At 39.0% G+C, this 23,620-nt stretch carries 23 protein-coding genes; 8 read left to right on the top strand and 15 right to left on the bottom strand.

Going from position 1 to position 23,620, the window contains the following annotated elements:
• Positions 1–47: 47 nt before the first annotated feature.
• Positions 48–1,352 carry a hypothetical protein gene (locus IPF37_01580; GenBank protein ID QQR49517.1) on the top strand — a complete coding sequence of 435 codons (1,305 nt, stop codon included), beginning with the start codon at positions 48–50 and terminating at the stop codon, positions 1,350–1,352.
• Here IPF37_01580 and IPF37_01575 read toward each other — a convergent pair.
• Both IPF37_01575 and IPF37_01570 read right to left on the bottom strand, forming a co-directional pair.
• On the bottom strand, positions 1,347–2,702 hold the full coding sequence (locus IPF37_01575; protein QQR49516.1) for a hypothetical protein: 1,356 nt from the start codon (positions 2,700–2,702) through the stop codon (positions 1,347–1,349). The genes IPF37_01580 and IPF37_01575 overlap by 6 nt on opposite strands.
• Complete coding sequence (locus IPF37_01570) at positions 2,699–3,931, bottom strand: hypothetical protein (protein ID QQR49515.1); 1,233 nt, start codon at positions 3,929–3,931, stop codon at positions 2,699–2,701. Before IPF37_01570 ends, IPF37_01575 begins: the two co-directional genes overlap by 4 nt.
• A gap of 95 nt (positions 3,932–4,026) precedes the next feature.
• Between IPF37_01570 and IPF37_01565 the strand changes: the two genes are divergently transcribed.
• From IPF37_01565 to IPF37_01545, 5 genes are all read left to right on the top strand, one after another.
• The gene (locus IPF37_01565) at positions 4,027–5,610 is read left to right on the top strand and encodes an aspartate aminotransferase family protein (GenBank protein ID QQR49514.1); all 1,584 of its coding nucleotides are present in this window, start codon (positions 4,027–4,029) and stop codon (positions 5,608–5,610) included.
• A 74-nt stretch (positions 5,611–5,684) separates the two neighbouring features.
• Positions 5,685–6,641: a hypothetical protein gene (locus IPF37_01560; GenBank protein QQR49513.1), complete on the top strand. Its 957-nt coding sequence runs from the start codon at positions 5,685–5,687 to the stop codon at positions 6,639–6,641.
• 307 nt (positions 6,642–6,948) lie between these two features.
• Positions 6,949–7,659 (top strand): cysteine dioxygenase family protein, encoded by a 711-nt coding sequence (locus IPF37_01555; protein QQR49512.1) that lies wholly within the window; start codon positions 6,949–6,951, stop codon positions 7,657–7,659.
• Positions 7,660–7,788: 129 nt separating this feature from the next.
• The gene (locus tag IPF37_01550; protein QQR49836.1) at positions 7,789–8,274 is read left to right on the top strand and encodes a YbhB/YbcL family Raf kinase inhibitor-like protein; all 486 of its coding nucleotides are present in this window, start codon (positions 7,789–7,791) and stop codon (positions 8,272–8,274) included.
• 105 nt (positions 8,275–8,379) lie between these two features.
• Positions 8,380–10,215 carry an ABC transporter ATP-binding protein gene (locus tag IPF37_01545; GenBank protein ID QQR49511.1) on the top strand — a complete coding sequence of 612 codons (1,836 nt, stop codon included), beginning with the start codon at positions 8,380–8,382 and terminating at the stop codon, positions 10,213–10,215.
• Here IPF37_01545 and IPF37_01540 read toward each other — a convergent pair.
• From IPF37_01540 to IPF37_01525, 4 genes are all read right to left on the bottom strand, one after another.
• Positions 10,212–11,825 carry a hypothetical protein gene (locus tag IPF37_01540; protein ID QQR49510.1) on the bottom strand — a complete coding sequence of 538 codons (1,614 nt, stop codon included), beginning with the start codon at positions 11,823–11,825 and terminating at the stop codon, positions 10,212–10,214. The genes IPF37_01545 and IPF37_01540 overlap by 4 nt on opposite strands.
• 26 nt (positions 11,826–11,851) lie before the next feature.
• Entirely contained in the window at positions 11,852–12,640 is a 789-nt protein-coding gene (locus IPF37_01535) for an ABC transporter permease (GenBank protein QQR49509.1), read from the bottom strand.
• A 107-nt stretch (positions 12,641–12,747) separates the two neighbouring features.
• The gene (locus IPF37_01530; protein ID QQR49508.1) at positions 12,748–13,530 is read right to left on the bottom strand and encodes an ABC transporter permease; all 783 of its coding nucleotides are present in this window, start codon (positions 13,528–13,530) and stop codon (positions 12,748–12,750) included.
• 27 nt (positions 13,531–13,557) lie between these two features.
• On the bottom strand, positions 13,558–14,310 hold the full coding sequence (locus IPF37_01525) for an ABC transporter ATP-binding protein (GenBank protein ID QQR49507.1): 753 nt from the start codon (positions 14,308–14,310) through the stop codon (positions 13,558–13,560).
• A 527-nt stretch (positions 14,311–14,837) separates the two neighbouring features.
• Between IPF37_01525 and IPF37_01520 the strand changes: the two genes are divergently transcribed.
• Positions 14,838–15,242 carry a topology modulation protein gene (locus tag IPF37_01520; protein QQR49506.1) on the top strand — a complete coding sequence of 135 codons (405 nt, stop codon included), beginning with the start codon at positions 14,838–14,840 and terminating at the stop codon, positions 15,240–15,242.
• On the opposite strand, the gene IPF37_01515 is transcribed toward IPF37_01520, so the two are convergent.
• Positions 15,196–15,783 (bottom strand): AAA family ATPase, encoded by a 588-nt coding sequence (locus IPF37_01515; protein ID QQR49505.1) that lies wholly within the window; start codon positions 15,781–15,783, stop codon positions 15,196–15,198. The genes IPF37_01520 and IPF37_01515 overlap by 47 nt on opposite strands.
• 5 nt (positions 15,784–15,788) lie before the next feature.
• Positions 15,789–16,373, bottom strand: coding sequence for a hypothetical protein (locus IPF37_01510; protein QQR49504.1), 585 nt, complete (start codon positions 16,371–16,373; stop codon positions 15,789–15,791).
• Positions 16,374–16,582: 209 nt separating this feature from the next.
• On the opposite strand from IPF37_01510, the gene IPF37_01505 reads away from it, so the two are divergent.
• Positions 16,583–16,879, top strand: a complete 297-nt coding sequence (locus IPF37_01505) for a hypothetical protein (GenBank protein ID QQR49503.1) — start codon at positions 16,583–16,585, stop codon at positions 16,877–16,879.
• 1 nt (position 16,880) lies between these two features.
• On the opposite strand, the gene rplU is transcribed toward IPF37_01505, so the two are convergent.
• From rplU to IPF37_01470, 7 genes are all read right to left on the bottom strand, one after another.
• Positions 16,881–17,222: a 50S ribosomal protein L21 gene (rplU, locus tag IPF37_01500; protein ID QQR49502.1), complete on the bottom strand. Its 342-nt coding sequence runs from the start codon at positions 17,220–17,222 to the stop codon at positions 16,881–16,883.
• Between the two features lie 204 nt (positions 17,223–17,426).
• Entirely contained in the window at positions 17,427–18,194 is a 768-nt protein-coding gene (locus tag IPF37_01495) for a hypothetical protein (protein QQR49501.1), read from the bottom strand.
• Between the two features lie 44 nt (positions 18,195–18,238).
• Positions 18,239–18,877 (bottom strand): hypothetical protein, encoded by a 639-nt coding sequence (locus IPF37_01490; GenBank protein ID QQR49500.1) that lies wholly within the window; start codon positions 18,875–18,877, stop codon positions 18,239–18,241.
• A 218-nt stretch (positions 18,878–19,095) separates the two neighbouring features.
• Positions 19,096–19,953 (bottom strand): deoxyribonuclease IV, encoded by an 858-nt coding sequence (locus tag IPF37_01485; GenBank protein ID QQR49499.1) that lies wholly within the window; start codon positions 19,951–19,953, stop codon positions 19,096–19,098.
• Positions 19,943–21,343, bottom strand: a complete 1,401-nt coding sequence (locus IPF37_01480; protein ID QQR49498.1) for a phosphomannomutase/phosphoglucomutase — start codon at positions 21,341–21,343, stop codon at positions 19,943–19,945. The genes IPF37_01485 and IPF37_01480 overlap by 11 nt, the downstream gene beginning before the upstream one ends.
• 116 nt (positions 21,344–21,459) lie before the next feature.
• A complete protein-coding gene (locus IPF37_01475; protein ID QQR49497.1) occupies positions 21,460–22,764 on the bottom strand; it encodes a hypothetical protein in 1,305 nt (434 codons plus the stop codon).
• The gene (locus IPF37_01470) at positions 22,761–23,462 is read right to left on the bottom strand and encodes a hypothetical protein (protein QQR49496.1); all 702 of its coding nucleotides are present in this window, start codon (positions 23,460–23,462) and stop codon (positions 22,761–22,763) included. Before IPF37_01470 ends, IPF37_01475 begins: the two co-directional genes overlap by 4 nt.
• Positions 23,463–23,620: the final 158 nt, after the last annotated feature.

Raw genomic sequence — 23,620 nt, 5'->3', positions numbered from 1 at the left:
ATATCATAAACCGGTCACTGTTGTCAATCATCAAAAGGAGTATGGCCATGGTTTTATGTATAGCGATTTTTTGGTCAGTTTTTTTAGCAAGTAATTTTTTTGTAGATTTGTATGCAAGCGCCCAGCAGCTATTTCCTGCTCACATGAAAGCGTTACTTAACGATACGCTTGTTACCAAAATTAATGCTCGAGTAAAAGAGAAATTGAAAGCTGATATTTCGTTTATTGGTATTGATTTGAAATATAGCGAAGGGATTTTGAAAGTATGCGAATTTGTTGAAGCAAAAAATGCTTCGGCGTTGAGAAGTGAGGCGCTGGTCAATGAGGTACCGACCGTATTAAATGCGCCATACTGGATTTTCTTTTGGCATTACATGCGGCAGTTTAATATTCCCATTTGGTATGTTGGCAAAGATCCTCAACAAAATGTTATTTGTGATCACAGCATTACGTTATCAGAAAAGCTTTATTGGGATGACTTTTTGCGTTTGGGTGGTCGGTATGCTGCCAGTCTTGCTGAATTAAAAAATGATGTAATTTTTATGGAATGCCTTCTGGATGGTAAGCAGTTACGAAATATGAAAATTGATCATTTTGAGGATTATCAGGGTTTAATTATTTATGGGTATCGTGACGATCGTTTTTTAGAAAATAATCAGGCTCTTAAAGCTTTTCAAAAACAGTATCCACAGTTTTTAATTTTAGATGAACATTCAACATCTTTTGCGGCTAGTAAAAAACGAACGCGAGAATTGTTTATTGGTCCTGTTTTAGAGCAGTTTAGACCACGTTGGGGTTTGCATAAAAAGCTTTATACTTCACGATTGGCTGGCGATATTATAAAAAATTTACAAAGTGAGTATGTGGTAATAAAGCCATTAAATTCTGGCCGCAGTAATGGTGTTATCATTGTGCATTACGCAGAATTGGATGCTACTTTAAGAACTATTTTTGATGCCAAGCGTTATGCTTTTAATCATCGTCCCAAAGAATCGAGTACGTATGAATATTGGAAAGGCGATAAAAATAAATTTTTTCTTGCAGAAGAGTTTTGTCAGTCAAAAACGATCACGGTTTACGACCAGCCATATGATCCCACCATGCGTGTGTTTTGTATTATGCGCTACGACAACGGTACCATTTATACAACCATATTGCCGGGCTTTTGGAAGGTGCCGCCAAAATCTTTAATCGAAGATGGTACCTTTACTGACAAGCATAAGACGGTGCCCACCAGTAATAATAAGTTGAGAGGTATTCAAATTTCAGCTGCAGATATGAAGGGTGTTCGAACTCTTCTAAAAAAAATGATGCCTGAAGTTTATTTGAAAATGTTACAAAACAAATCATAAGCTCTTGGCTTGATAGTCCTGTTTGGTGCGCGCATAATTTTTAAGCATTTCAGTATAAATTTTTGGTACGGCATTGTTCATAATAGTTTGCATCATGGCAAAATCTTCAGGGTCTATTACTTGTCCACAATATTCACCTGGTAATCCGAGAGTGATGTGTTTTTTGATCAAATCACCTTCTTGGCTGAGTGGTATTTGAGGTGTTTTCCAACCTCCGCCCAGTAATGTCATTGAGATCGTGTTGCGCTCGTGGGTAACCACAAAAGCGAGTCGGAGTGTTGGGTTGTAGTCATTTCCATTGATCGTCAGTGTTTGTGACTGTATAAATTCTTCCACGATAAAGGTCTTATTTTTGTCTGTTTTCCAATAATCAAGATTTTTTTTGCCAGTTGTTTTATTTTTTTGTGACGCATCAAAAAGTAGATTGAGCGTTGTGTCAAGATCCTTTTGGGGGACAATGGTGACGCCCGTGCTCCATGTTGAATTAGTTGGTTTAAAAACGTACATTTCGCAATCAAAATCATTGATAATTTTTTCAGCAAAATTTGGAGTATAGTTTTTTGTATAAGTTTTCCAGCGTGGTTTAAATTGTTGAAGTTCAGGTTTTAAGAAAATACGGGACATGAGTTCTTTGTTGCCGGTAAACCATTGTGAGACATCGTTAAGCCATAAAAAATTTGGATAATATGCTTTAAATTTATCAACGATCGCATTTGATTTAAGAAGGTCTGCACCAAATGGTGAGGTATAAATAATTAACCCACCATAATTACTGAGTGCTTGTTTATCGGTAATATTCTTTTTGCTTTGTTTGATAAACAGAGGATCTTGGATAAGCTCGTCCAAATTTTTATGATATGCATAATGTTGTTCAAAAAAACTATCAAATTCGAGAGCTTCTGGTTTGTAGATTGGCCCTACAAACCAAACCGGTATATCAAATTGTTTTACGTAATGCCAAAATACCTTCCAGAATGGACTGTAAACAAAATACTTTTTATCATCAATTAAGAGGTTATATTTGCTTGTTGCAATACCTGGTACGGGGTTGAGTTCACAAATTTTTAGCGTGCCTTTGTTATATTTTATATCGGCACAAAAATAAGCGATGCTTGGTTGGTTGGTGACAGAAGAATCAAGGGGCATGGTTACTGTTCTTTTGAGAATTGATGCAATGGCCTGATTGTCAAAAGAAAGAGTATCTTTTTCGGTTGTTGATGTTGGTGGCGTGTAAAATTGTTCTTCGTGTTGATTGAGTGGTTGATTGTAAGCATCGAACAACTCATGGACAACCCCAAAAGATTTATTTACAAAAAAAAGAAGCAATAATAAAAAAAAATTTATTTTCATTGGTTATGTTCCTCGCGTGCATTAAGCATTCCTAAATACATTGTTGGCAATAAGGAGCCAAGTATTTTTTTAACGTCAACCATATCGCGTTGGCTTATCGGAATGCCAACATAAAAAGGGCCTTGAAAAGGAATAGTTACATTTTTTTCAATTAACGAAGCGCTAAAATCATCAACTGATTTGAGAGGAATTTTCCAAAAGCCACCAAAGATATTTAGCGAAATAACACCTTTATTGTGTGTTAAGCCAAAGACAATGCGCATGGTTGGTTGATAGCGCCTGTTGTTGCGTGTAATGAGGTGTGACTCAGCAAATTCTTCTACAATAAAATCTTTGCTGCGGTCACGTTTCCAATGGCTGAGCGAACGGTGAGCATGTGCTGAAATAGTATCAGTATCGCGTAAAATGAGTTTGAGGTGTTCATCGAGCTCCACTTTTTTTATAATATTTACGCCACGGCTTTGCATTGATTTGACTGGCTTGATTACTACAATATCACCGGGAATATCGCGTGCAATTTGTTGCGCAAGATTGGCGGTATATTGTTTGGGATACGTATGCCATATTGGTTTAAAATCATGTAAGTCGTTTTCTTCCAAAAGCTGAGCGGTAGCATTTTTAGCGGTATAAGAACGCGAAGCGTCATTGAGCAATAAAAAATTTGGATATTTTTTGCAAAATGCTTGTCGATTGCGGTATGTCTCGCCGCGAGGACGACGGTAAATGATTATACCTGCATAATCTTCAATTGCAGCATGTGCCGGCAATTTTTTTGTAGTATGTTTTTTAAAGAGTAATTTTGTTTCTAAATTTTTTAAACTTTTGGCGTACTTGCCGCCCAATGCTTTGAATGATCCATAATTCATACGGTCTTTTTCTGCAATCCAGCCAACAAACCAAACGGGAACATTGAACTTTGCCAAATATGGCCATAAAACTTCCCAATAGGGAGATACCATGCTTTCTTGTCTGCCGTTTACAAAAATTTTTGAGTCGGTAAGCCCTGCATGAGTAGACGCGCCAAGCTCGCAAATTTTTAGATTGCCGTTGTTATATTTAAAATCTAAAAAAAGAAAACTAATGTCCGGAGCTACATGATTTTGCTCTTTGGTTGTAAGAGTAATCGTTTCTCGTAAAAGATTGTTGATGACGTGGCGCCGGTGGGGTGTACTCAAAAGAGTCTTGAAACAAACAAAAAGAATTGCTAAGTAGACAAAATATTGCTTCATGACAGCCTTTCAATTTAAAACGTATTATTAAACATTACCGCTTTTAAAAGCGATAGATCAATAGTTTTAAAAAAAGATTGGATGAGGAGTATTATATGTTCAACAAAAAAATTATAATTTTTGTATTGGTTGGCTTAGTTGTTTCGGTATCTTTGCGAGCTGAACAAGATGTTTTTTTCGAACGGGCCTGTGAACTTTTCTACGAATATTTTGTTAGTAACGAAAAAGACAATATGCCAGTTGTCGTGCCGCTCAGTCCTACAGCATTGCAGAAAAAAATTGATTTTCGTATTGGTTTTATGGGAAAAACGGATGATGAATTACTTGATTTGATGGCTCACTATTTAAAATATAGCGTGAGAACAAATCATAAGAAATTTTGTAATCAAACATTTTCAGGCTCATCGCCAGCAGCTATGCTGGGTGAGGTTATGGCAGTGTTTTCAAATACCTCGATGTATACGTATGAAGTGGCGCCGGTAGCAACGCTGATTGAAGCGACCTTGCTGAATAAATTGTGTTCATTAGTTGGTTTTGAAAATGGAGAAGGTACGTTTGTGACGGGTGGCAGCAATGCTAATTTGATTGCGCTTTTGGCGGCGCGCAACGCCTTTTTGCCACGCGTAAAAGCAGAAGGACTGTATCATCGGCGCGATGAGTTAGTGATTTTTGTTTCAGATCAAGCGCATTATTCATTTAAAAAAGCAGCGCATGTTTTGGGGCTTGGCGAAGACAATGTGGTGTTGGTAGCCTCAGACGAGTACGGACGGATGTGCGTTGATAAGCTTGAAGCGGCTATTCAACAAGCGCTTGATGATGGTAAAATTCCTTTTTTTGTTGGGGCTACAATTGGTACCACGGTACTTGGAGCCATTGATCCATTGGCTGATATTGTGCCGCTGGTACGACAGTATGATTTATGGTTGCATGTTGATGCGGCGTTTGGCGGTTCTAATCTTTTATCACCAACGCGGCGTGCATTGTTGGCGGGTATTGAGCAGGCTCATTCGGTTGCCTGGGATTTTCATAAAGTGTTATCGGTGCCGCTTATGTGCTCGGTTATTTTATTTAATAAAGAAGGTATTTTGCGTGATATTAATAACGTGAGTGGAACAGAATATATCTTTCACGAAGCGACCAATGTTTTTGATCTTGGCCATTTTTCATTGCAATGTGGCCGACGGGTTGATGCGCTTAAGCTATGGCTCGATTGGCAAGCGTATGGTGACCAAGGCTATGAACAAAAAATTGATCACTTGGTTGATTTGGCGACGTATGCGTGTTGCGTGATTCAAGAAGACCCACGCTTATTTTTAATGTGTCTATCAGATTGGTTGCCGGTTTGTTTTCAATATGTTCCTACGTATTTGTCTTATGATAATGAGCATGACAGAAAAGACATTGATTTTTTTAATGTTGAACTCCGTAAACGCTTAGTTAAGCGAGGACGTTGGATGATTAATTATGCCTGGATTAAAGAGCGCATTGTGTTGCGATTGACCATGGTAAACCCAGCATTAACGTATGAAGATGTGGATGATTTTTTTGCTGAAATTATGAGTATTGGCCAAGAGCTTGAGCGTGATTATCAGCATGTTTTTGTACAGCGTGATTCTACTGATCATCATGCCCAGCATCAAGAAATAGTACAGAAGGCTTTGCGTGGTATTCACGGGTAAGAATTTCTTTAACGATTAAAAGATTTGGTGTACGATGCCAGCGTAGACTTGTTGGATTGTTATGAAAGGTTTGTATGATTGCTACCAGATTTTTATCGTTTTTTTTAGTAACGTTGTCACTCTGTTCTTCGTGTACTTTTTTTGCGCAAAAAAATGTTGATGATGTTAAAAATGAAAGCGTTCAGCCTTTCAAGTCCCCATCGGTGTTTGACTCGGCTGGTAAGCTAAATACAGATTTATTGTCATTGCTTGATTTGATGAATATTCAGCATGATGGCTCGTTGGCTGATGTAGTAACAAAAACACAAGCTCAATGGTTGAGGCAGGTTGGCAAAGAGCGCTGGGAAATGCCTGAATTTGTTGTTGATCAGCTCGATCAATTCTTATCGCTGCTTGACCGTCTTGGTTGTATTACGCAGGTAGCGCCAGCACAACAACACTACGACTATGCGTTGCTTTTGGGTGCAACATTGGCACGAATGCGCACCCGGTTAGGTTATTTAATTACGTTGTGGAACCAAGGAATTCGTTTCGATAAGCTTGTCTTATTGGGTGGCCAACGTATTTTGGAAAAAGATTTTGAAGGGCTGGATGCATTGTTAGATCGTGAAAATATTGATTTACCAATCAGAAAAGATTGGCAATTTTCAGGTACGCTGCCAACAACTGAAATGCAAATGATGGTGTTGGTGTATGACCAGGCAGAGATGCCCAAGGAAATGAGAAATGTGCCAGTTGTTATGGTTGATAGTCCCATGAGGCAGCGATCAGATGGAATGCCAACGCGACCAACGACTATTGATACGATTACTGATTGGTTGAAAACAAGTCCACTTGCCGGTTCGTGTCTTGTTCTTTCAAATCAGCCCTTTGTTCAGTATCAACATTCTGTAGTAAAAACAGCGTTGCCTGAACAATTCTTTGTAGAGACAGTTGGGCATGCTGTTGAAGGAGAAAATCATCACAAAGCTGTTTATCTAGATACCGTTGCTCGTTGGCTTTATCAAGAAAATAAACGATTGGGTCGCTAAAAAAGGAATAATAATGAAAAGGCTTGCGCTTATTAGAAAAAGAAGAAAAAATTAAAAATATACGTGCTTACTTACTTTTTGTAGTAACCATTCACAATAAAGTCGAGCAAAAGACCTTTAATGTTGTATTGTTATTTACTAAAAAACTCAAATTTGAAGGAGGGTGCGAATGAGTAAACGAGCGCGTTAAGCAATCGGCCTTAAAAGTGCTTGGGCTTAAAAATCCCAACCAAGGTCGCTAATTAAGAAGTACATAAATTTGTAGTACTTCGAAATTTGATTATTCATTGTTTATGAAAGGCTTATCATGATTACTCCCAGATATGTATCGTTTTTTTTAGTAACATTGTCACTCTGTTCGTCCGGTACTTTTTTTGCTCAAGAAAATGGTGATGGTTTTTATACTGCGATTGATTCGACGGGTAAACAGTTAGTTGTCAGTAGCGAAGAACGTGGCAAGGGACAGGACTTTGTTGAACCAAGTGCTGAAATCAGTGCCTTTATCGAAAAAATTAATGCATTATTGGACGAAGGTTTTCCTTCTGATGAAGTCTTGCGTTTATTAGAAAATGAGGCACCAACGCTTGCGCAGCTTGAGCCTTATACCTTTTTTTCTGATAAAGGGTATATGCGTAATTTAATTCATAAAACGGCTGATTATGATCTTTTATTAATGTGCTGGGGTCCGGGGCAGCAAACTCCAGTGCATGGGCACGAAGGTCAAAGAGGTTGGATTGTAGTACTTGATGGAAAGCTTGAATTTACTGATTACCAAGAAGAACCAGAAGGATCGGGTAAATTGGTGAGTGAGGTGGCTGTCAATGTTGGGCAAGCAGGGGATGCTGGTGGGCCAGCTGGTATTCATGTGGTTGCAAACGTTTTTGATACGCCTGCAATTTCATTACATTTTTACTCGTTGCCATTTGATCAATGCGAAGTGTATGATCTTGAATTGAATGAAACAAGAAAAGTGCCATTAGTTTATAATACTATTCGTGGCAAAATGATGCAGCCTTAAAAATTGATTTAGGGTATTGTATTAATAAAACGGAGGGGGCGTGGGATGCACTTAAATCGTACGATTGTTCAGATTTGTTATGTTGTGGTGGGATTTGGTTTTTATGGATTATTGGCGCAGGGAGAAGACATGAACGTTTCATCAGAAACATTGTCCGTAGAAAGTACTGCGTTTAAAGAGGGGCAGCCAATTCCACCACAGTATACTTGTGATGCGAACAATATATCGCCATCGTTATCGTGGGCAGGAGCGCCGCAAGGCACGGAAAGTTTTGTGTTGATTTGTGATGACCCTGATGCTCCTGGCAAAACATGGGTTCACTGGGTGATATTTAATATCCCTGCAGAAATAACAAGATTGCCTGAAAATATTGAACAAGGTAAGGAAGCGTTTGAAAATGGGATGCGGCAAGGCAAAACTGATTTTGGTAAAATTGGTTATGGCGGGCCGTGTCCGCCTTCTGGGGTACATCGCTATTTTTTTAAAATCTATGCTCTTTCAAAGAAGCTTGATCTTGCGCCAGGTGCTACTAAAAAAACGATTGAAGAAGCTATGAAAGGGAGCGTTCTTGGTTTTGGTCAATTGATGGGAACTTACCAACGTTCTGGCGGGTAGAGCTGCAAGAAATCTGTTTTTTTAAGAATTATTGAGCATTCACCGTTCTTTTTCTTATGCTTTACCAGGCTTATTAACAAGCTTTAGCATAAAGAAAGGGAGCTGGTGAATGCGTATTTTTTTATTGATAGTTTTAAAAAAAAATTGAATCTTTTAGCGATAGATTTTGAAAAGCCGTGGTGGCAAGTTATTGTCGATCAAAAGGGCTATTTGTCGTGTGCATTGATTGGTGAAATTATTGCATCGGCATTTCGGCCAATAGCTATTTTGTTAATCGGATGGATTTTTTCAATCCAGCGCTATGATTATTTTGGGTATTTATTTTTGGTGTGGGTGGGAGTTTATGGCATTCAGCTTGTCTCGCGTTTATTTAACAGCGTTGTGCAGCTGAATTGTGTTCACAGCGTTCATTATCGAGCGCATCAATTCTTTTTACAAGTTGATCCTATTTATCACGCACGTCGATCAAGTGGTACCATTTTGGGAAAAATAGAGAGAGCGTCAAAAGGGTATGAAGATTTTCTTGATGCGGTTATTGCTGAAATTTTACAAATGGTAGTGGGCGTTGTTACTGTTGTTGTTTCGCTTACCTGTTATTTGTGGTTACTGGGTTTGTGTGCGGGGTTTTTGCTGACCATCATTATGGTGGTTGGTGCGATTGCCGCCAAGCTTATTATTGTTCCGTACGAAAAAAAATTGATTCGTGTGGCAGACAGATCCCGCTCTGTTGGTGTTGAAAATTTAGCGCAAAATAATCTTATTCGGACTTGTTTTGCGTCCAATGAAGTTGATGAACGTTTGTGTGAAAAAGATAAGCGCTTGATGCATAAAGAAGGTAAGTTATGGTTTCTGTACAACTACATTTATGCTTTTATAAAAATTCTTTATGTGAGTAGTATTTTTGTGATTGGTGCCTGGTTACTTTCGTTGGTAAAAAGTGGGCAACTTGAGGCAGCATTGGGGTTTTCGCTTTTGTTGATGTACTTGCGTGGTACGCACGAAATTGTTAAAGTTGAAAAACCGATTCGTAAAATTTTAACGTATTCAACAAGAATCAGTGACTTGTTTTCTTACGTTCATGAATTTGGTAAACAAACGTATCCTGTTTTGCAAATGGTTGAAGCCAACTGTCATTTAACTATTACGCAAGTTCCGCGGCCGCAATTTTCGCTTCAGGCTCTCGATATCTTTTTTGATTACGATGCAACGACAAAAATTTTTGAAGGACATACGTTGAAGCTTGATGTTGCGTCTACGCAAATGAATAAGCTTTATGGTGTGATTGGGCCTTCAGGTATTGGGAAAAGCACGTTGTTTTCAATTTTAGGTGCGCAGCTGCGTCCAACTGCTGGCAAAATTTTTGTTGATAATGTTGATATTTATCAAATTGATGACATGGCGCGTCGGCGCCTCATTGCCGTGCAATGTCAAGTAGCAACTAGCATTCGCGGAACCGTAAAACATAATGTTTTGTTTGGGTTGCCCGCCAATACCAATCTTTATAGTGATGATCAAGTTTGTGAGTTGTTAGAAAAAGTTGGGTTGTGGTCGCTGTTTGAAAAAAAACAAGGGTTGACAACATTTGTTGGCGAGGGTGGCTTTACGTTGTCTGGCGGTCAACGCCAACGGCTTAATTTTACTAATTTGTATTTGCGTGCCATGCATTTTAAACCACATCTTATTTTGATTGATGAACCAACGAGTAGTCTTGATGAAATGAGTGAAAAGGCAATCACTGATATGATTGCCTTTTTGGCTGAAAATGCAGTGACTATCGTTATTGCGCATCGACTTAAAACGTTGGATCGTGCGGTAGGGTTGCTTGATTTTTCATTACTTGCTCGTGACAAAGAATTGCGCTTTGTGTCGCATGAGCAGCTTGAAAAACAATCTGCTTACTATCGAAGCTTGTTGGTTGGGAATGAGTCGTTTGATGATTAAGCGGTAGCTGGTGCCGGTTTTTCCTCAGAATGAGTATTCCATGAGAGAGAGCGGTGCATTTTTTGCAAATGTTTTACTTTGATTTTTACTGCCTCAAAAAGAGCATCTTGGTTGTCTTCAATAGCTTTACTCATATGGGTACTTAAACGCGCAAATTCGGTTGGGGTGTACTCAAACTTGCTGGTAGGGTAGTCAAGTTCATTGGGAACGTATACAACAATTGGTATGGTCATGTCATGAGAATCCATAAAAATTGAAACACGTTGTTCATCAAGTTTTGTATAATCAATGCGTGGAAATTTATGCCCATTTTTTTGTGCGTAGTCTATGGCTTTTTTCAACTCATCGCCTATTTTTCCGCCCATTGATGCATCGCAGAAAATATAAATATCGACATCGCGGCGTAGCATTGGCGGGAGCGGTAAGTTAAACCCAATGCCGCCATCCATCAGTGTGAGATGTTTTTCGTTTCGCATTGCTTGAGAGCGCATACCGTAGGTAAAATTACGGATTTTTGCGGCAGTTGCGCGCCAACCGCCTACGTGCGTTACGTTGGCAATTTTTTCAAGTGTCGAAGCTAATGCTGTGCTGGTAAAGTTATCTTTAAAAATTCTTATTAAGTCACGAGCATTGACTGAAAATGCCGAACCAAAAATGCCCATCAAGTAACCAAAAGTTTGTTCTGAATCAACTGATGTGGCAACGCCATTTTCAAAGGTGCTATTAAAGGCTTTGGTTGGAATAAAAGCATTTAGTTCGTGCGAGCCTATTTCAAAGGGAGAGTATTCAAACCATGCGTAGTTTTCGTAAAAGGTTCCTATTGAAGTAAAAATTGGAACCGGAAAATTGCCGGTTTCCAAATTGACTGCCAATTCAGAAAGGTATATTTTTCGTCCGCCTGGTGTTAAATTACGCATGAAGGCATTTGCGAGTAAAATGCCCCAGATATCGACAAGGCTTGTATCTTGTTCGTGTTTGATTTTTTTATACAAAGTTCTATAAACCGCTTCAAGGCTGAGTGGGGTGGTGAGTAAATGTGTTGCTATTTGATCTTGGAGTAAGGGCTGAAGAAGTTTTAAGGGAATATTTTGTGCCATCCAGTTGCCTAAAAACCAGGTCGAGCCTGACAGCGTTGCCATGTACATTATCGCATCCAGCATGTCGATATTTTGAAGGCCTTTGGTAAGGCCAAGTGTTGCAATCGTGGCGCGGTAGCCGCCGCCGCTGGCAATGACGCTGATATTAGGAAGATGCTTGTACGAGAGTCTTTCAGATACAATATTTTCAATACAATTTCTGACGCGTGGCAAGCGCTTTTTGACCGCATTAATTTCGCCCGCAGAAAGATCTTGCCCTTCACGAACGTAAGCAATTTCTCGTTGAGTTGAAATACGAGCGTCTTCGTCTTTTTCGAGTGCTTCAAAATTGACAATGTCGTGCATTAATGAAAAGCTGGCGTTGTTGATTGGCTGCAATGTTTCAATGGAAAAATCTTTGAAGTTTGGATTAAATTCGTTGAGTGTTGGGGCTGGAGGGGTATTTGCGTGTACTAAGAGCTGGCATGAAAATGCGAAAGAGAAAAAGCTAGTTATTCTTTTTGATGTCTTCATAATAATCTCCTTTTTTTAGATTTTATTTAAACAAAATCAAGACGTCGCTTGAGCCTCCGTATGCTGATATACGCAAAGAGAACAGTGACGCTTAGCGCGACTGGTGCGCAGATGAAAAATGGTAGAGAATCTTTTGGATCTAAAACGCAAGCGCGTAAGCCTTCGGTGATATAAATAAATGGATTTAATAAACAGATATAAGAAAATTTGGGAGAAAAATTGTTCAGTGCATGCCACGAAAATTGAGAGCCGCCGAAAAACCAAATGGGAAACAAAAAGCGTGGCCAGATAATATTGAGGCTTCTCATGTCTGGTAAAATACTGGAAATGAGTAGACTCAAAAAAGCAGAAAAAAAATTGGTTAAAATAAAAAATGGGATGAATTTTAAAAGAGAAAAGTGGCTCAAGTCTAACTTGCTCAACAGTATTAATTTTGCGATTGGGAAAATAAATATTGAAAGAAGACTGGTAAGAAAAGTATAGCCACATGCTTTTTGTATGATAATCAACCACGATGGCAAGGGCAATGTTAATTCATACGCAATGATTTGCTCGCCGCAAAGATCTGAAACAAAGTTTGCGGTATGATCAAATACAAAAAATATACTCCAGCAGGCCATGCCGCCAATGGCAAAGCAGGGGCCAAAAGATGCTGTCATGCCCAATGATGGGAAAACGTACGAGGTAACAAAGATAGTGCTTATTGCCCATACGATAGTATCGATGATTGAGTTTGGTATATTTTTTCGTAAAATAAGCAGATCTTTTTTGCATAAAAACCAAAAAGTCTTAGCGTACGATTGTATTTTTTTCATAACTTTTTCTTTATGCTGGATTCATAAAAAATGCCGGCCACATCTCTGACCGGCATCATAACGTTGTTGGTTGTTAAAATCAAGCTTACACAAAATCAAGGCGTTTTTTAAGGCGTTTGATAGCGATGATACCAAACAGTGCGGCAAACAAAAAGCAGCATGCCGACGCATGGCCAGAAAGGCAGTGCGCTTTCTTGTCCCAGCACGGCAGCGCGCATCCCTTCCATGCCGTAAATAAATGGATTAGCAAGGCATGCGTATGCCAATTTTGGTGACAATTGTTCTAACGTGCTCCATGGATATTGTGAGCAACCAAAAAACCACAGAGGAAAAATAATTTGATGCCAGACTTTCATGATTTGAGACATGCTAGCGACCACGCTCACCATCAGCAAGCCAAAAAAGCTTGAAAAAATATGAATAGCAAAAAAGATAATGACAAACTTGATGTATGAAAACTGTGTCAAATTTAAATTATCAAATAATAGTAGTTTGCTGATCGGTAATATAATGAAACTGATTGTTGATGCTTTAAAAACGTAGCTTATCGACCGTTGTACAAATATAAGCCATGAAGGCATTGGTAATGTTAAAGGAAACGAAATGGTTTGGTTGCCTTCCAGATCGCTTACAAAAGTTGTAGCGGCGCCAAAGCTTTCATACAAACTTGCAGAAGCAATTGATGAAATTGCCATAAACGCGCCATAGTTTTTTGTAATGCCAAGAAGTGGAAAAATGTAAGCGCTTACCAATACCGTTGGGATAACCCACGATAACGTATTAATGATTTGTTCAACGGCAATGCCGCTATAAATAGTCATGTCTGCTCTGACCAATTGCCACGTTAACCGTGCGTAAGCCAGCCAGCGATGTTCTTGTTTTGTAACCATAATTAATTCCTTAATTTTAAAATAAATTTAGCGTGTTTCTTCATGCATTAATTGCAAGAATACTTCTTCTAAATTACTCTTTTGATAGACCGATTTTAAATTTTCTGGTGTATCAATGAGTTTGATATTCCCTTTATCCAGAACGCAAATGCGGTCTGAAAGTACTTCGGCTTCGTCCAAATAATGGGTGGTGAGTATCACAGAAACTCCTTCGTTTTTCAAATCGCGGATACTTTCCCATAACTGATGACGAATGTGCGGATCAAGTCCAACGGTTGGTTCGTCTAAAATTACCAACAGTGGATTGTGCATGAGTGCGCGAGCAATCATAGCGCGTTGCTTGTAACCGCCCGACAAAATTGATGATGATGAATCAGCATATTGTTTGAGTTCATATTTTTTCATCAGCTCATTTTTGCGTATTTGAATAGCGTCTTCGGTCATGCCGTAATAGCGCCCAGCAAATACTAAATTTTGCTCAATCGTTAGCGCAGGATCAAGATTGGGCTTTTGTGGGCAGTAGCCAATAATGCGGCGATAGTTTGCGATATCGGCGTAAATTGATTTCTCTTCAAATAAAATGCTGCCCGAGGTTGCTGGGTGGCGTGTTGCCAAAATTGACGATAGTGTTGTTTTGCCGGCACCATTAACACCAAGTAGACCTATGATTTCGCCGCGATGAATATCAAGACTAATCCCTTTGAGCGCCTTGATGGTGCGTTTTTTGTCTGCATATTCTTTGGTGACGTTGTGAATACGAATCAGTACGTTTGACGACATAATCGTTCCTTAGTTTTTTTTATGTGTGCACAATGACGATGCGCATAAAAAAATGAGCATGACTATTGCACATAACTATTGTTTTAATAACACAAAAATGAAATAAATAGTAAGCGAACACACGAATAATAAAAATAAAACGCTTCTTGTTTTTTCAAACAAGGTGTGCTGCTTGTAAATGATTTGGCCTGGTCGCTAACGTACGAGAACGTCAGAGCAGGCGGTAAAGACGGTTGTTACCATGATCTTTTCCTCCCACAAATCTGTGGTTTTGAAAACGTAAGATTATATTTTCTATTTTTACCAAAAAAATTATTGAACGTCAAAGAAATGTAATTTTTTGCAAAAAAGTTTGATTTTGGGTATGGTTCTTGGGCTTTAAAAAAAATCATAATATTGGATGATGCGATGGTAAAAAAAATTTTGACTACAAAAAAATAGCAATTATTGGTTGTAGTGGGTCTGGTAAAACTACGTTAGCACGAGTACTTGAGGGGCGACTAAAATTACTGGTATATCATCTGGATGTGTATTTTTGGTTACCGCAGTGGGTAGAGCGTGATTATGATCGGTTTAAAAAAATACATGCCGAGCTTTGTGCTCGCGATGAGTGGATTATTGATGGGAGTCAGGTGCGAACTATCCCGCATCGCGTTGTTGCTGCAGATCTTGTTATTTTTCTCGATATGCCGCGTCGTGTTTGTTTATGGCGAATTTTTAAACGATGGTGGCAATGGCGTTTTTATCGTCGTGCTGATTTGGCAGACGGTTGCCAGGAGCGTTTGTCATTCAAATTTTTTTGGTACGTCTGGTGTTATCAAAAAAAATATCGGCCGCGTGTTATAGCGGCGCTTGAGCACGCCGATCGAAAAGTACCCGTTATTATTATGCATTCGGCCGGTGAGGTAGCTGATTTTTTGGCACGATGGTAACCGTTAAACTTTTTAATAAATCAGCAACTTCGTGAGGGCTGCGCAAAATAATAATTGTTTTGCCAGTATGTTTTTGTTCTTCAAGATTATGTAGTACGATTGGCCGCCAGGTATTTTGAAAATTTAAAATGTAGGCCAAAAAATGGCGGTTGAGTGAATCGTGACAACCGGGGGCAAGATCTGGGCGTTGCTTGTTGCGAAAAGCAACCCAGCGCGTTAAAACGCGCCACCAATAAATGTGCCGCGAAAAATCTAAAAAAATAATAACGTCGGCTCGCGTGCAACGTTCAACTTGTGTAAGTATTTGGTTGCCATCAATAATCCATAGTTGCCCAGCGCAGAGTTGTTGGTGCACTTGTTGAAAAAAATCTTTGTCTGGTGCCTGCCAGCCGGCCTGCCAGTAGTAGCGATCTAAATGGTGGACTGGCAAGTTGAGCAATGTGCCAAGAGAGCGAGCAAGCGTTGTTTTGCCGGTGCCGCTGCAACCTAAAATGGCGATGCGTTGAGCATGGCGTAAGCTTTCTGTTTGCTCGGTTCGCACGTTTTTTAGGCCATAAAAATTTTGAGCATATTATAATTTGAAACACCGTAAGTATTGTCAGGATGGCGGTGTACTGGTGCGCTCATACGCAGCAATGAACGTTTTTGTGCCAATTTGGTAATTCTATTTTTGAGAGGATTGGTTGATGGCATTTCTTGTGATTCTGGTGTGCTTTGCCAAAAGAGCATGCGTTGCCACCATTTTTTTTTGATAGGATTTTGTGTTGTGTCTTGTTCGGTGAATGGCTCGAGTAAATAAATTTTGTCGTTGGTTATATCGACGTTAAAATAATGACCAAAGTCATCGTGTTTGATGGTGCCAATAGCTTCAAGGTGGGTGATGCGGGCAAATTTATAACCAGCGTTATTAATTGTTGATTCATAAGTTTTTTCAAGGTCGTCGAATGTTAGTGCATTTCCTGAGTTGAGATTGAGCGTTAGTTGTTTTTTTTGCAGATCAATATTTCTGTTTTCAATACTTTTTAGTGCTTTATTTTTTAATTGTGCAAAAGACTTTTGTAGCGATTTAATGCAGTAAGAACAGGTAACATCATCAACTTTAATGGTTGTTTTAGTAATTTCTGCTTTCAAAAAAATTGGAGATATTGTAATCAAAAAAAAGAGTAAATATATTTTTTTTATCATCATGTACCTATTCTCTAGATAAAATCTTTCTTTCATGTTTTTACTGAAAAAAGTTATACCAGGTTATGCTCTTTTTGCAAGATTGTTGCGCATAGTTTTTGTGTGACATATAACTTCTTCCCGTTCAGCTGTTGCAAGAAGCGCAAGGTGTGTGGTTGATGCGGCGTTCAATAACGCGCCCTTATGATAAAGCGCAGATAACGCTTTCAGAAGCTATTCAACGTAATTATTTTGAACAAATAAAAACAAAGTGGTTAAAGGACGAGATTTACCAAGAAAGTCAGTTGGTGACCAGTTATGTTAAAACGGTACAGCTGTGTTGGTACAATTGGCATGAATTTAAGATGATACTAGAAAAGGTGGGCTTTCGCAACGTACAAATGTACGGTAACTACACCCACCTTGAAGCTTCTGAGAAAAACGATGTAATCGTTTTTTCTACGCAAAAATAGCTTAAATATTTTCGATTCGAACAACCGTGATTGGCTGACGATGGCCTCTTTTCACGCGGCTTTTTGTACGTCTTTTGAATTTGAAAATAATGATTTTTGGACCTTGAGTTTGTTTAACGATGCTCGCTTTAATTGCTGCACCCTCAACAAATGGTTGGCCAAATTCAAATTGACCTTCGCTTTGTTTTCTGAATAATACTTCAGAAAAGGTCAATGGAGTTCCGGCTTCGCCTTCAATTTTTTCAATAGCGACGGTTTGGCCTGGAATTGCTTGGTATTGTTTGCCGCCTGTTTGAAAAATTGCGTATTTTTCGAACACTGGCTTTGCTAATGCTTCACTCATGGTTTTTATGCCTTTCAGACTCGCAGCATATAAAAATAGCGCTTACTTATCGTACGATCAAAAATTTGCTTGTTTATGACTACTAATTCTAGCAAAGATGCTTATTTTGTCCAGCCTTAAGCTGTATAAAATAAGCCTTTAATTACGAGAGGCTCTTTGGACAGTTGCCCAAAGAGCCTCGTTAACCAGGATGTATTTCAAGGTTTATGCGCCGGCGAGCATCTTTAACGGTGCAAGCTCAGGCATTTGTTCAATTAACAGGTCGATAGCGATCGCTCTATTTTTGATAATTAATTTAAAGGTTTCGTGTCCAAAGAACTCTGTTAATTCGCTAATTTCATGGGCCGTAAGGCTTGTTGCCAAGACATCAATTGTAGTTTCGTGAATAATATCTGCTGTAAGTTCTGGATCGAGCGTGATGTTATAAACTTCCAACAAGTTTGCATATTGTAATGATGCAAAGTATAAGCCTGTTTGAATGAGTGACTTTACCGTGTCGTAGTTAGCTGCTTTCAGAAGCTTTTCAACCAATGCTTTTTGTTCATGATTTGCCGTTGCTTGCGGTTGGTGCTTTATGGTTGGAATAACGTGATTGTATTCTTTTTTAAGTGATTCTAAGTTTTCGACTACATCAGCCGGCATTGTTTGTGAAAGTTTTTCAAGTGTTTGTGTGCCTATTTTGCTTGCTACTGCTGGCAGCTTATCAAGCAATGCTTTGTTTTTATTTTTAAAGGCTAAGCAATAACCAAGACTTGCTGGTCGGTATTCTATCAAGCCTGCAAGTTTACATACGGCTTTTATATTAACGCCGGAAAGTTGTTGGTTTACTTTGTTGGTTGTTTCTTTGAGAAAAGTACTAATCTTTGATGAAAGACTTTCGGTTGCTGGTTCTGTTGCGTAGGCCATACTGTTGCTTAAAACAAGGACCATGCATAAGCTTAACAAAGCTCGTTTTTTCATAAAATTTATCATGATAAAGACCTCCTCTTATCATTTTCATTATGTTATTTCAACATTTACGCGAGTGTCGATTGCCAGTTGTTAAATATTCTTCCTATTTCATTTTCCAATTTACAGCTCTTTAAAACAAACTCAGCTCCGTGTTTTGATATCAAAAAATCTTGAAGTTGTTGCGTGTCGAGCTTAAGTTCATTCATTAGAATGTGAACTTCTGGTGTTAAACGTCTGACAAGGCTGCTTGTATCGATCCATTTAAGAACGGTGTGCAAGTCTGCCATGATGGTAAATGCCGTTTTTAAAAGATCATGAGTATTTGCATGCTCAGGCAAGAGCTCCGGCTCTTTACTTAATAAAGAAGCAATAGCTGCCATTGCTTTTGCTTGCATTTCTTGCTTGAACTTTATTACTTTGGCTGCTTCGCAGTTTCCTTTACTAAAGAACGTGCGTGCATGTTCAAGTGCATCTGCAGAGAAGTTTTTTTCTAAAAACTTTGCATAGCTTTCTTGAAGCTTTTGCAGTTTGTCGCTCTCAATTGATGGCGGAGTTTGAGATTTGCGTTTTGTTTGTAGTGCTTGTTTTGCAAGATCTTCAAACTTGATTGCTTCAAAAAACTGGCTGTTTGCCATCACTAGTGACCACATACTGGTTGTAAGACTTATAACCAATGCACATACAAAGAGGTAAAATTTTTTCATAAGCATATACCTCGCTTTTGAATAGTTCCTATAACGACACAAAGAATGTTAAGTAGAAAAGCCCCCCCAACGTACAAGCTTTAAAACTTAATTGAGTATAAAACAAGTATAAATTTTGGCCCTAGAGCCGTCAAACGCCTTTAATATATTCAAATATGAAAATATTGAGGTGGTAAATAGGTCGTTTTCCACTTATTTTTAAAAAGGGTGAAAAAATGTTACCAATTTGAAATATCTGAAAGGAGGGGATTCATGACCGCTGGCTCAGCCAAAGGTACTTCAATGATTTTTGGAATGCTGCTGAGCGCAGAGTCTTTAATGAGCTCTTGCAGTACAGGAGTGCCAATCAGGCCTTTGCCGGGTAAGGCATGGCGGTCTTTTTTGCTACCCATCGGTTCTAGCGAATCATTAAAATGAATGAGTTTTATAGCGCTTAAACCAATGGTTTTTTTAAGAAGATTAATAAATTCCTCCTTGTTTGCCAAATCATAGCCAAATGAGAAGGCATGCGAAAAATCGACACAAAAGGCCACTTTTTCGGGGAAATCGAGGAATTGCTTAATCAGAGTGAAATCCTGGAAATCGCTGCCCAGGGAGAGGTTGCCATGAGCAGTGTTTTCCAGTAAAATTTGAATATTTTTTGTATCTTTTAGCACCGCATTGAGCGTCGTACAGAGCGTTTTTATGCCTAATAGCTTATTTTCTTCTGCGCTCAAGTCTGGCTTATGCCAGGTTGCTGAGCCGCAGTGTAGCACAATATAAGGAATGTCGAGGCGCTGTGCCAGCTCGATTTCTTGTTTTAAGAGCTTACGCGAAATGTCTTGTGTTGCTTTTTTGCCTGATGCTGGGTTGATCCAGTACGAGCTGTGGATAAAGATCTCTGAAAAATTTTCCCGCTTAAGCTTGATAAAAGCCTCCTGCTCTTCGGTGCTAAACTTTATGTATTTTGAATCACGGTTTGTTGGGCTTAGGAAAAATTGAACATAACGAATATGATAGTCCTTGGCATTGTTAAGAACCTCAACAATGCTATCTTTCAAGCGAACATGCAAGCCGATCTTGTGGTTATAGATCAATTCCTTCCTTTAACTTCTTCTTTTCAAAATAGGGAACAAGGGCATCAAAAAAGTCTTGTTTTACCTTTTTAAGGCCTGCCGCAGAGTCAGATTCAAATCGTAGGCAAATAACATTTTGTGTGTTAGAAGCGCGCGCCAAGCCCCATCCATAAGCCATTTGAGCGCGAATACCGTCTATGGTTATTATATCCGCATCAGTGCGCGCTGCAAAAATATTTTTTACATGATCAACAATAATGCCCTTTTCTGCTTCTGAAACGCAAGCGATTCGAAATTCTGGCGAGCTTACTTTGGCGGGAAATGAAGCGATCAGATTTTCGAGAGTTTCATTACTTTCTTGGATAATTTCAAAAAGGCGCATGGCAGCATAAATGCCATCATCATAGCCAAAATAGCGATCGCTAAAGAAAAAATGGCAACTGAGTTCGCCAGCTAGCAGTGCTTTGTGTTTGATCATTTGTTCTTTAATGATTGAATGGCCAGAGGGCGATATGATCGGATTGGCCCCCAGTTGTTGTAAGACCTCGGTCAGGCTGGCGGAGCTTTTTATATCAAATACCACGGTTGCTTTGGGATTATTTTTTAATACTTTTTGAGCAAAAAGGGCGAGGAGTTGGTCGCCGGGCACCAAAAAACCGTTATGTGTCATGGGTGCCATGCGGTCGCAATCGCCATCAAGCCCGATACCAAACTTAAACCATGAGCTGCGGTCCAGTTCGCCTTTGACTGCTAGCATATTTTTTTTAACGGTCGGATCAGCTTCGTGGTGAGGGAAGGTGCCGTCAACTTCAGTAAACAACAGCTTAACGTTGCCCCACTTCATTTTTTCAACCAATGCAGGAAATACCGTGCCGGCAGTCCCATTGCCGCAGTCGATTACCACATCAAGCTTAGCATTCTGCAAATGGCGGAATTTTTCTGATAAGTAATTAATGTACTCAGTGATCATGTCATAATCTCTGATTGATCCCTTTTGTGTGTTTTTTTCAGCAAATGCTTTGGTTTGATAAATCTTTTTTATTTCTTGAATTTCTTTTCCCCACACCGCCCATATTTTGATGCCGTTATATTCTTTGGGATTGTGTGATGCCGTGATGCAAATGCCGCCTGGCGTGTTAAAAAAATGAACCGAAAAATAAACAACGGGTGTTGGTACTATGCCGATGTTAATAATATCAAGGCCGTGATCAAGGAAGGCTTGCATGACGTGTTTAGTTATTGATTGTCCGTGAGTACGGCCATCTCTACCAACAACCATGGTGGTCAGGTGGGGATGTTTTTTCTTTAAAAACGTAACAATAGCTTGGCCAAGATCGTAAGCCTGGTCGATGGGTAATTCAGTGTCTACAATGCCTCGAATGTCATATTCGCGGAAAATACAGTCGTTCATGAGGATCTCCTTTTTGCTTCATGCGCGGGGGTGGCAGTATCTTAAATGTTCAATGCCGGGAATAGATCCTGGTACTATAGTATAATTTTTGTCGAAATAGAAGGGCCGTAAAATCTCTACAGACTTTCTGTTTCCGCTTTTCTTATTTCCATGTCGGCAATTTTTTCTTGCACATCTTGTTTAAAGCGGTTGATGGTGCCGGCAATATAGTTATGATAAAATTTGACCGTCAAATTTTGTACTAACTCAAAAATAATGGCAACTAAATCAAGCAGCTTGTCAAAAATGTGTTGAGCAATGCGGCGCCAATAAAGCTTTTCTGTTGGTTTTTGTTCATGTTCGGTCAGTAACAAATATGCTTGAATGACTGGTACCGAATCAAATCGTGCGCGCAGTTCTTTAATGAGTTCTTTTAATTCTTGGTACATGGTTGAGTAAGTAAGATTTTTTTTATCTAATTCTTCAATTGATTTGTTAATTAACTCGATATCTTTGTTTACTTGTTCTTTTACGGGTCCTGAAACGGCATTTTTATCAGCTATAGATTTTTTTTTTTGCTCCTCAATGGCCGCAGGCGAAAGCATCCAATCTTTAATTTGCTTGAGAGAATTTATAAGCCATGCCGTAAACTTGGCGAGTGTGTTTTCGATAGTTTTTGATTCTCTTGGTTTTTCTGTTGCTGGTGTTGTTACTGTCGCTGGTTGTTCTTTGGCAAGTTCGCCCAAGGTTACGGTTGGATATTGTGCTTGTAGCGTTTTTATTGTTTGGTCGATCAGTGCGATTTGAACTTTTATGGCGGTTATATTTTCATGAAATGTTTGAGCAAATGAGCTATCAATAAATTCTCTGATTATTTTGATGTCGGCAATCAGTTTCTTAATTTTATCTAAATCAGCCTGAGCATTTTTTTCGGTATCTTTTTGTAAAACATTAAAGCCAATGTCCTTTGCTTCAGTTGCTTTGTTTTGTGCGTCACCAATTTTTGTGTCAAGCTCGCTTAATTGTTTTTTCAAAGCTGCTTTGCTGGCTTGTATTGCTTTCAGGCTAGCATCAATTTGAATGAGTTCTTTTTTGTGGAATGAGAGTGATTCTTTGATGGTTGTTGGTGGTGTTGGCGTAGGCATATGTATAGGTTGTGTTGCCACGGTGGCAACAACTGGAGCTGGTGCTGTGGTCGGCATGCCTGGCATTGTGGTGGGAGTTGCTGGTTTTGCAGCAGTAGCGGTTGTTGCAGGAAGTGTGGCAACGGTAGGCATACTAATCGGCTTTGCTGATACTACTGGGATTGGCATAGTGGGAAGAGCAGGTGTAGGTTTTGCAACAGCAGGTGATGCTGGTGGCATGCTGAATATTGGTGTGGTGAATAAAAGTGTTGATATAAGGACATTGATAAAAAATAATCGAGAAATAAATTGGTTCATTTGGACTCTCCTTTTTTAACATCTGAGTTACTGAGATTTGGTTGTTGCGCTATGACTGGCGCAAGTTTTTCTAATGTCTTTTCCTCAATTTGGCCGGCAATAAAGCCGTATCGTTGTTCGAGCGTGTCTAATTGTGCCGCTAGTTCGTGAAACATTTTTTTAAATTCGTCGCTTCGTTTGTTGATTGCTTGAATACTTTCTTCAATTTGAGGAGTAAGTACGGCAGCTTCTTCCATAATTTTATTTTTTGTGCCTGATTCATCGCCTGGTATTTCTTTGATGTTTTCAAGATCTATAGTGTCGGGCCAGGTTAATTGTGTTGATTCAGCTTCGTCGGCCTGTTCTTTGTCGTCTTTTTCGTTATCATCTTTTTCATCTGATTGATCGTCCCCTGATTCTTTGGTGCTTGTTTTTTTTCCGCTGCTGTTTTTATTTTTTTTTGCAGATTTTGTGTTTGTGGTATCTGAATCTGATGAATCGTCTTTTTCTTCAGCGTCATCTGTTTCTTCTTTTTCATCATTTTGTTTAATTGCGACTTTTGGTTTGAGGGTAGGTTTTTGAGGGGCTGGCTTATGGGTGCTTTTTGATTGAGACTTTTTAGGTGCTTTTTGATTTGCGGGGGGCATGCTCATAAGTGGAGCATGGTTTGATAAAACAGAGGTTATGAGAAGTATGAAAATTGCTTTGATTATGTTCATTAATTCCTCTTAATTCAATTATAAAACTTTTTGGCACTGATTGTTTCCATAAAATTCTGTTTGGTTGTTAATTTTTTTGTAGCGCATGAATGAATAAAAAAGCTTATCTAAAAGCATATCAAGCTTGAAACGATAAAATCAATTGTTTATGAGTATTA

The sequence above is a fragment of the bacterium genome (genome assembly GCA_016699045.1).
In the GTDB taxonomy this organism is placed as follows: Bacteria; Babelota; Babeliae; order Babelales; family RVW-14; genus AaIE-18.
This window is presented reverse-complemented; position numbering and strand designations above follow the sequence as displayed.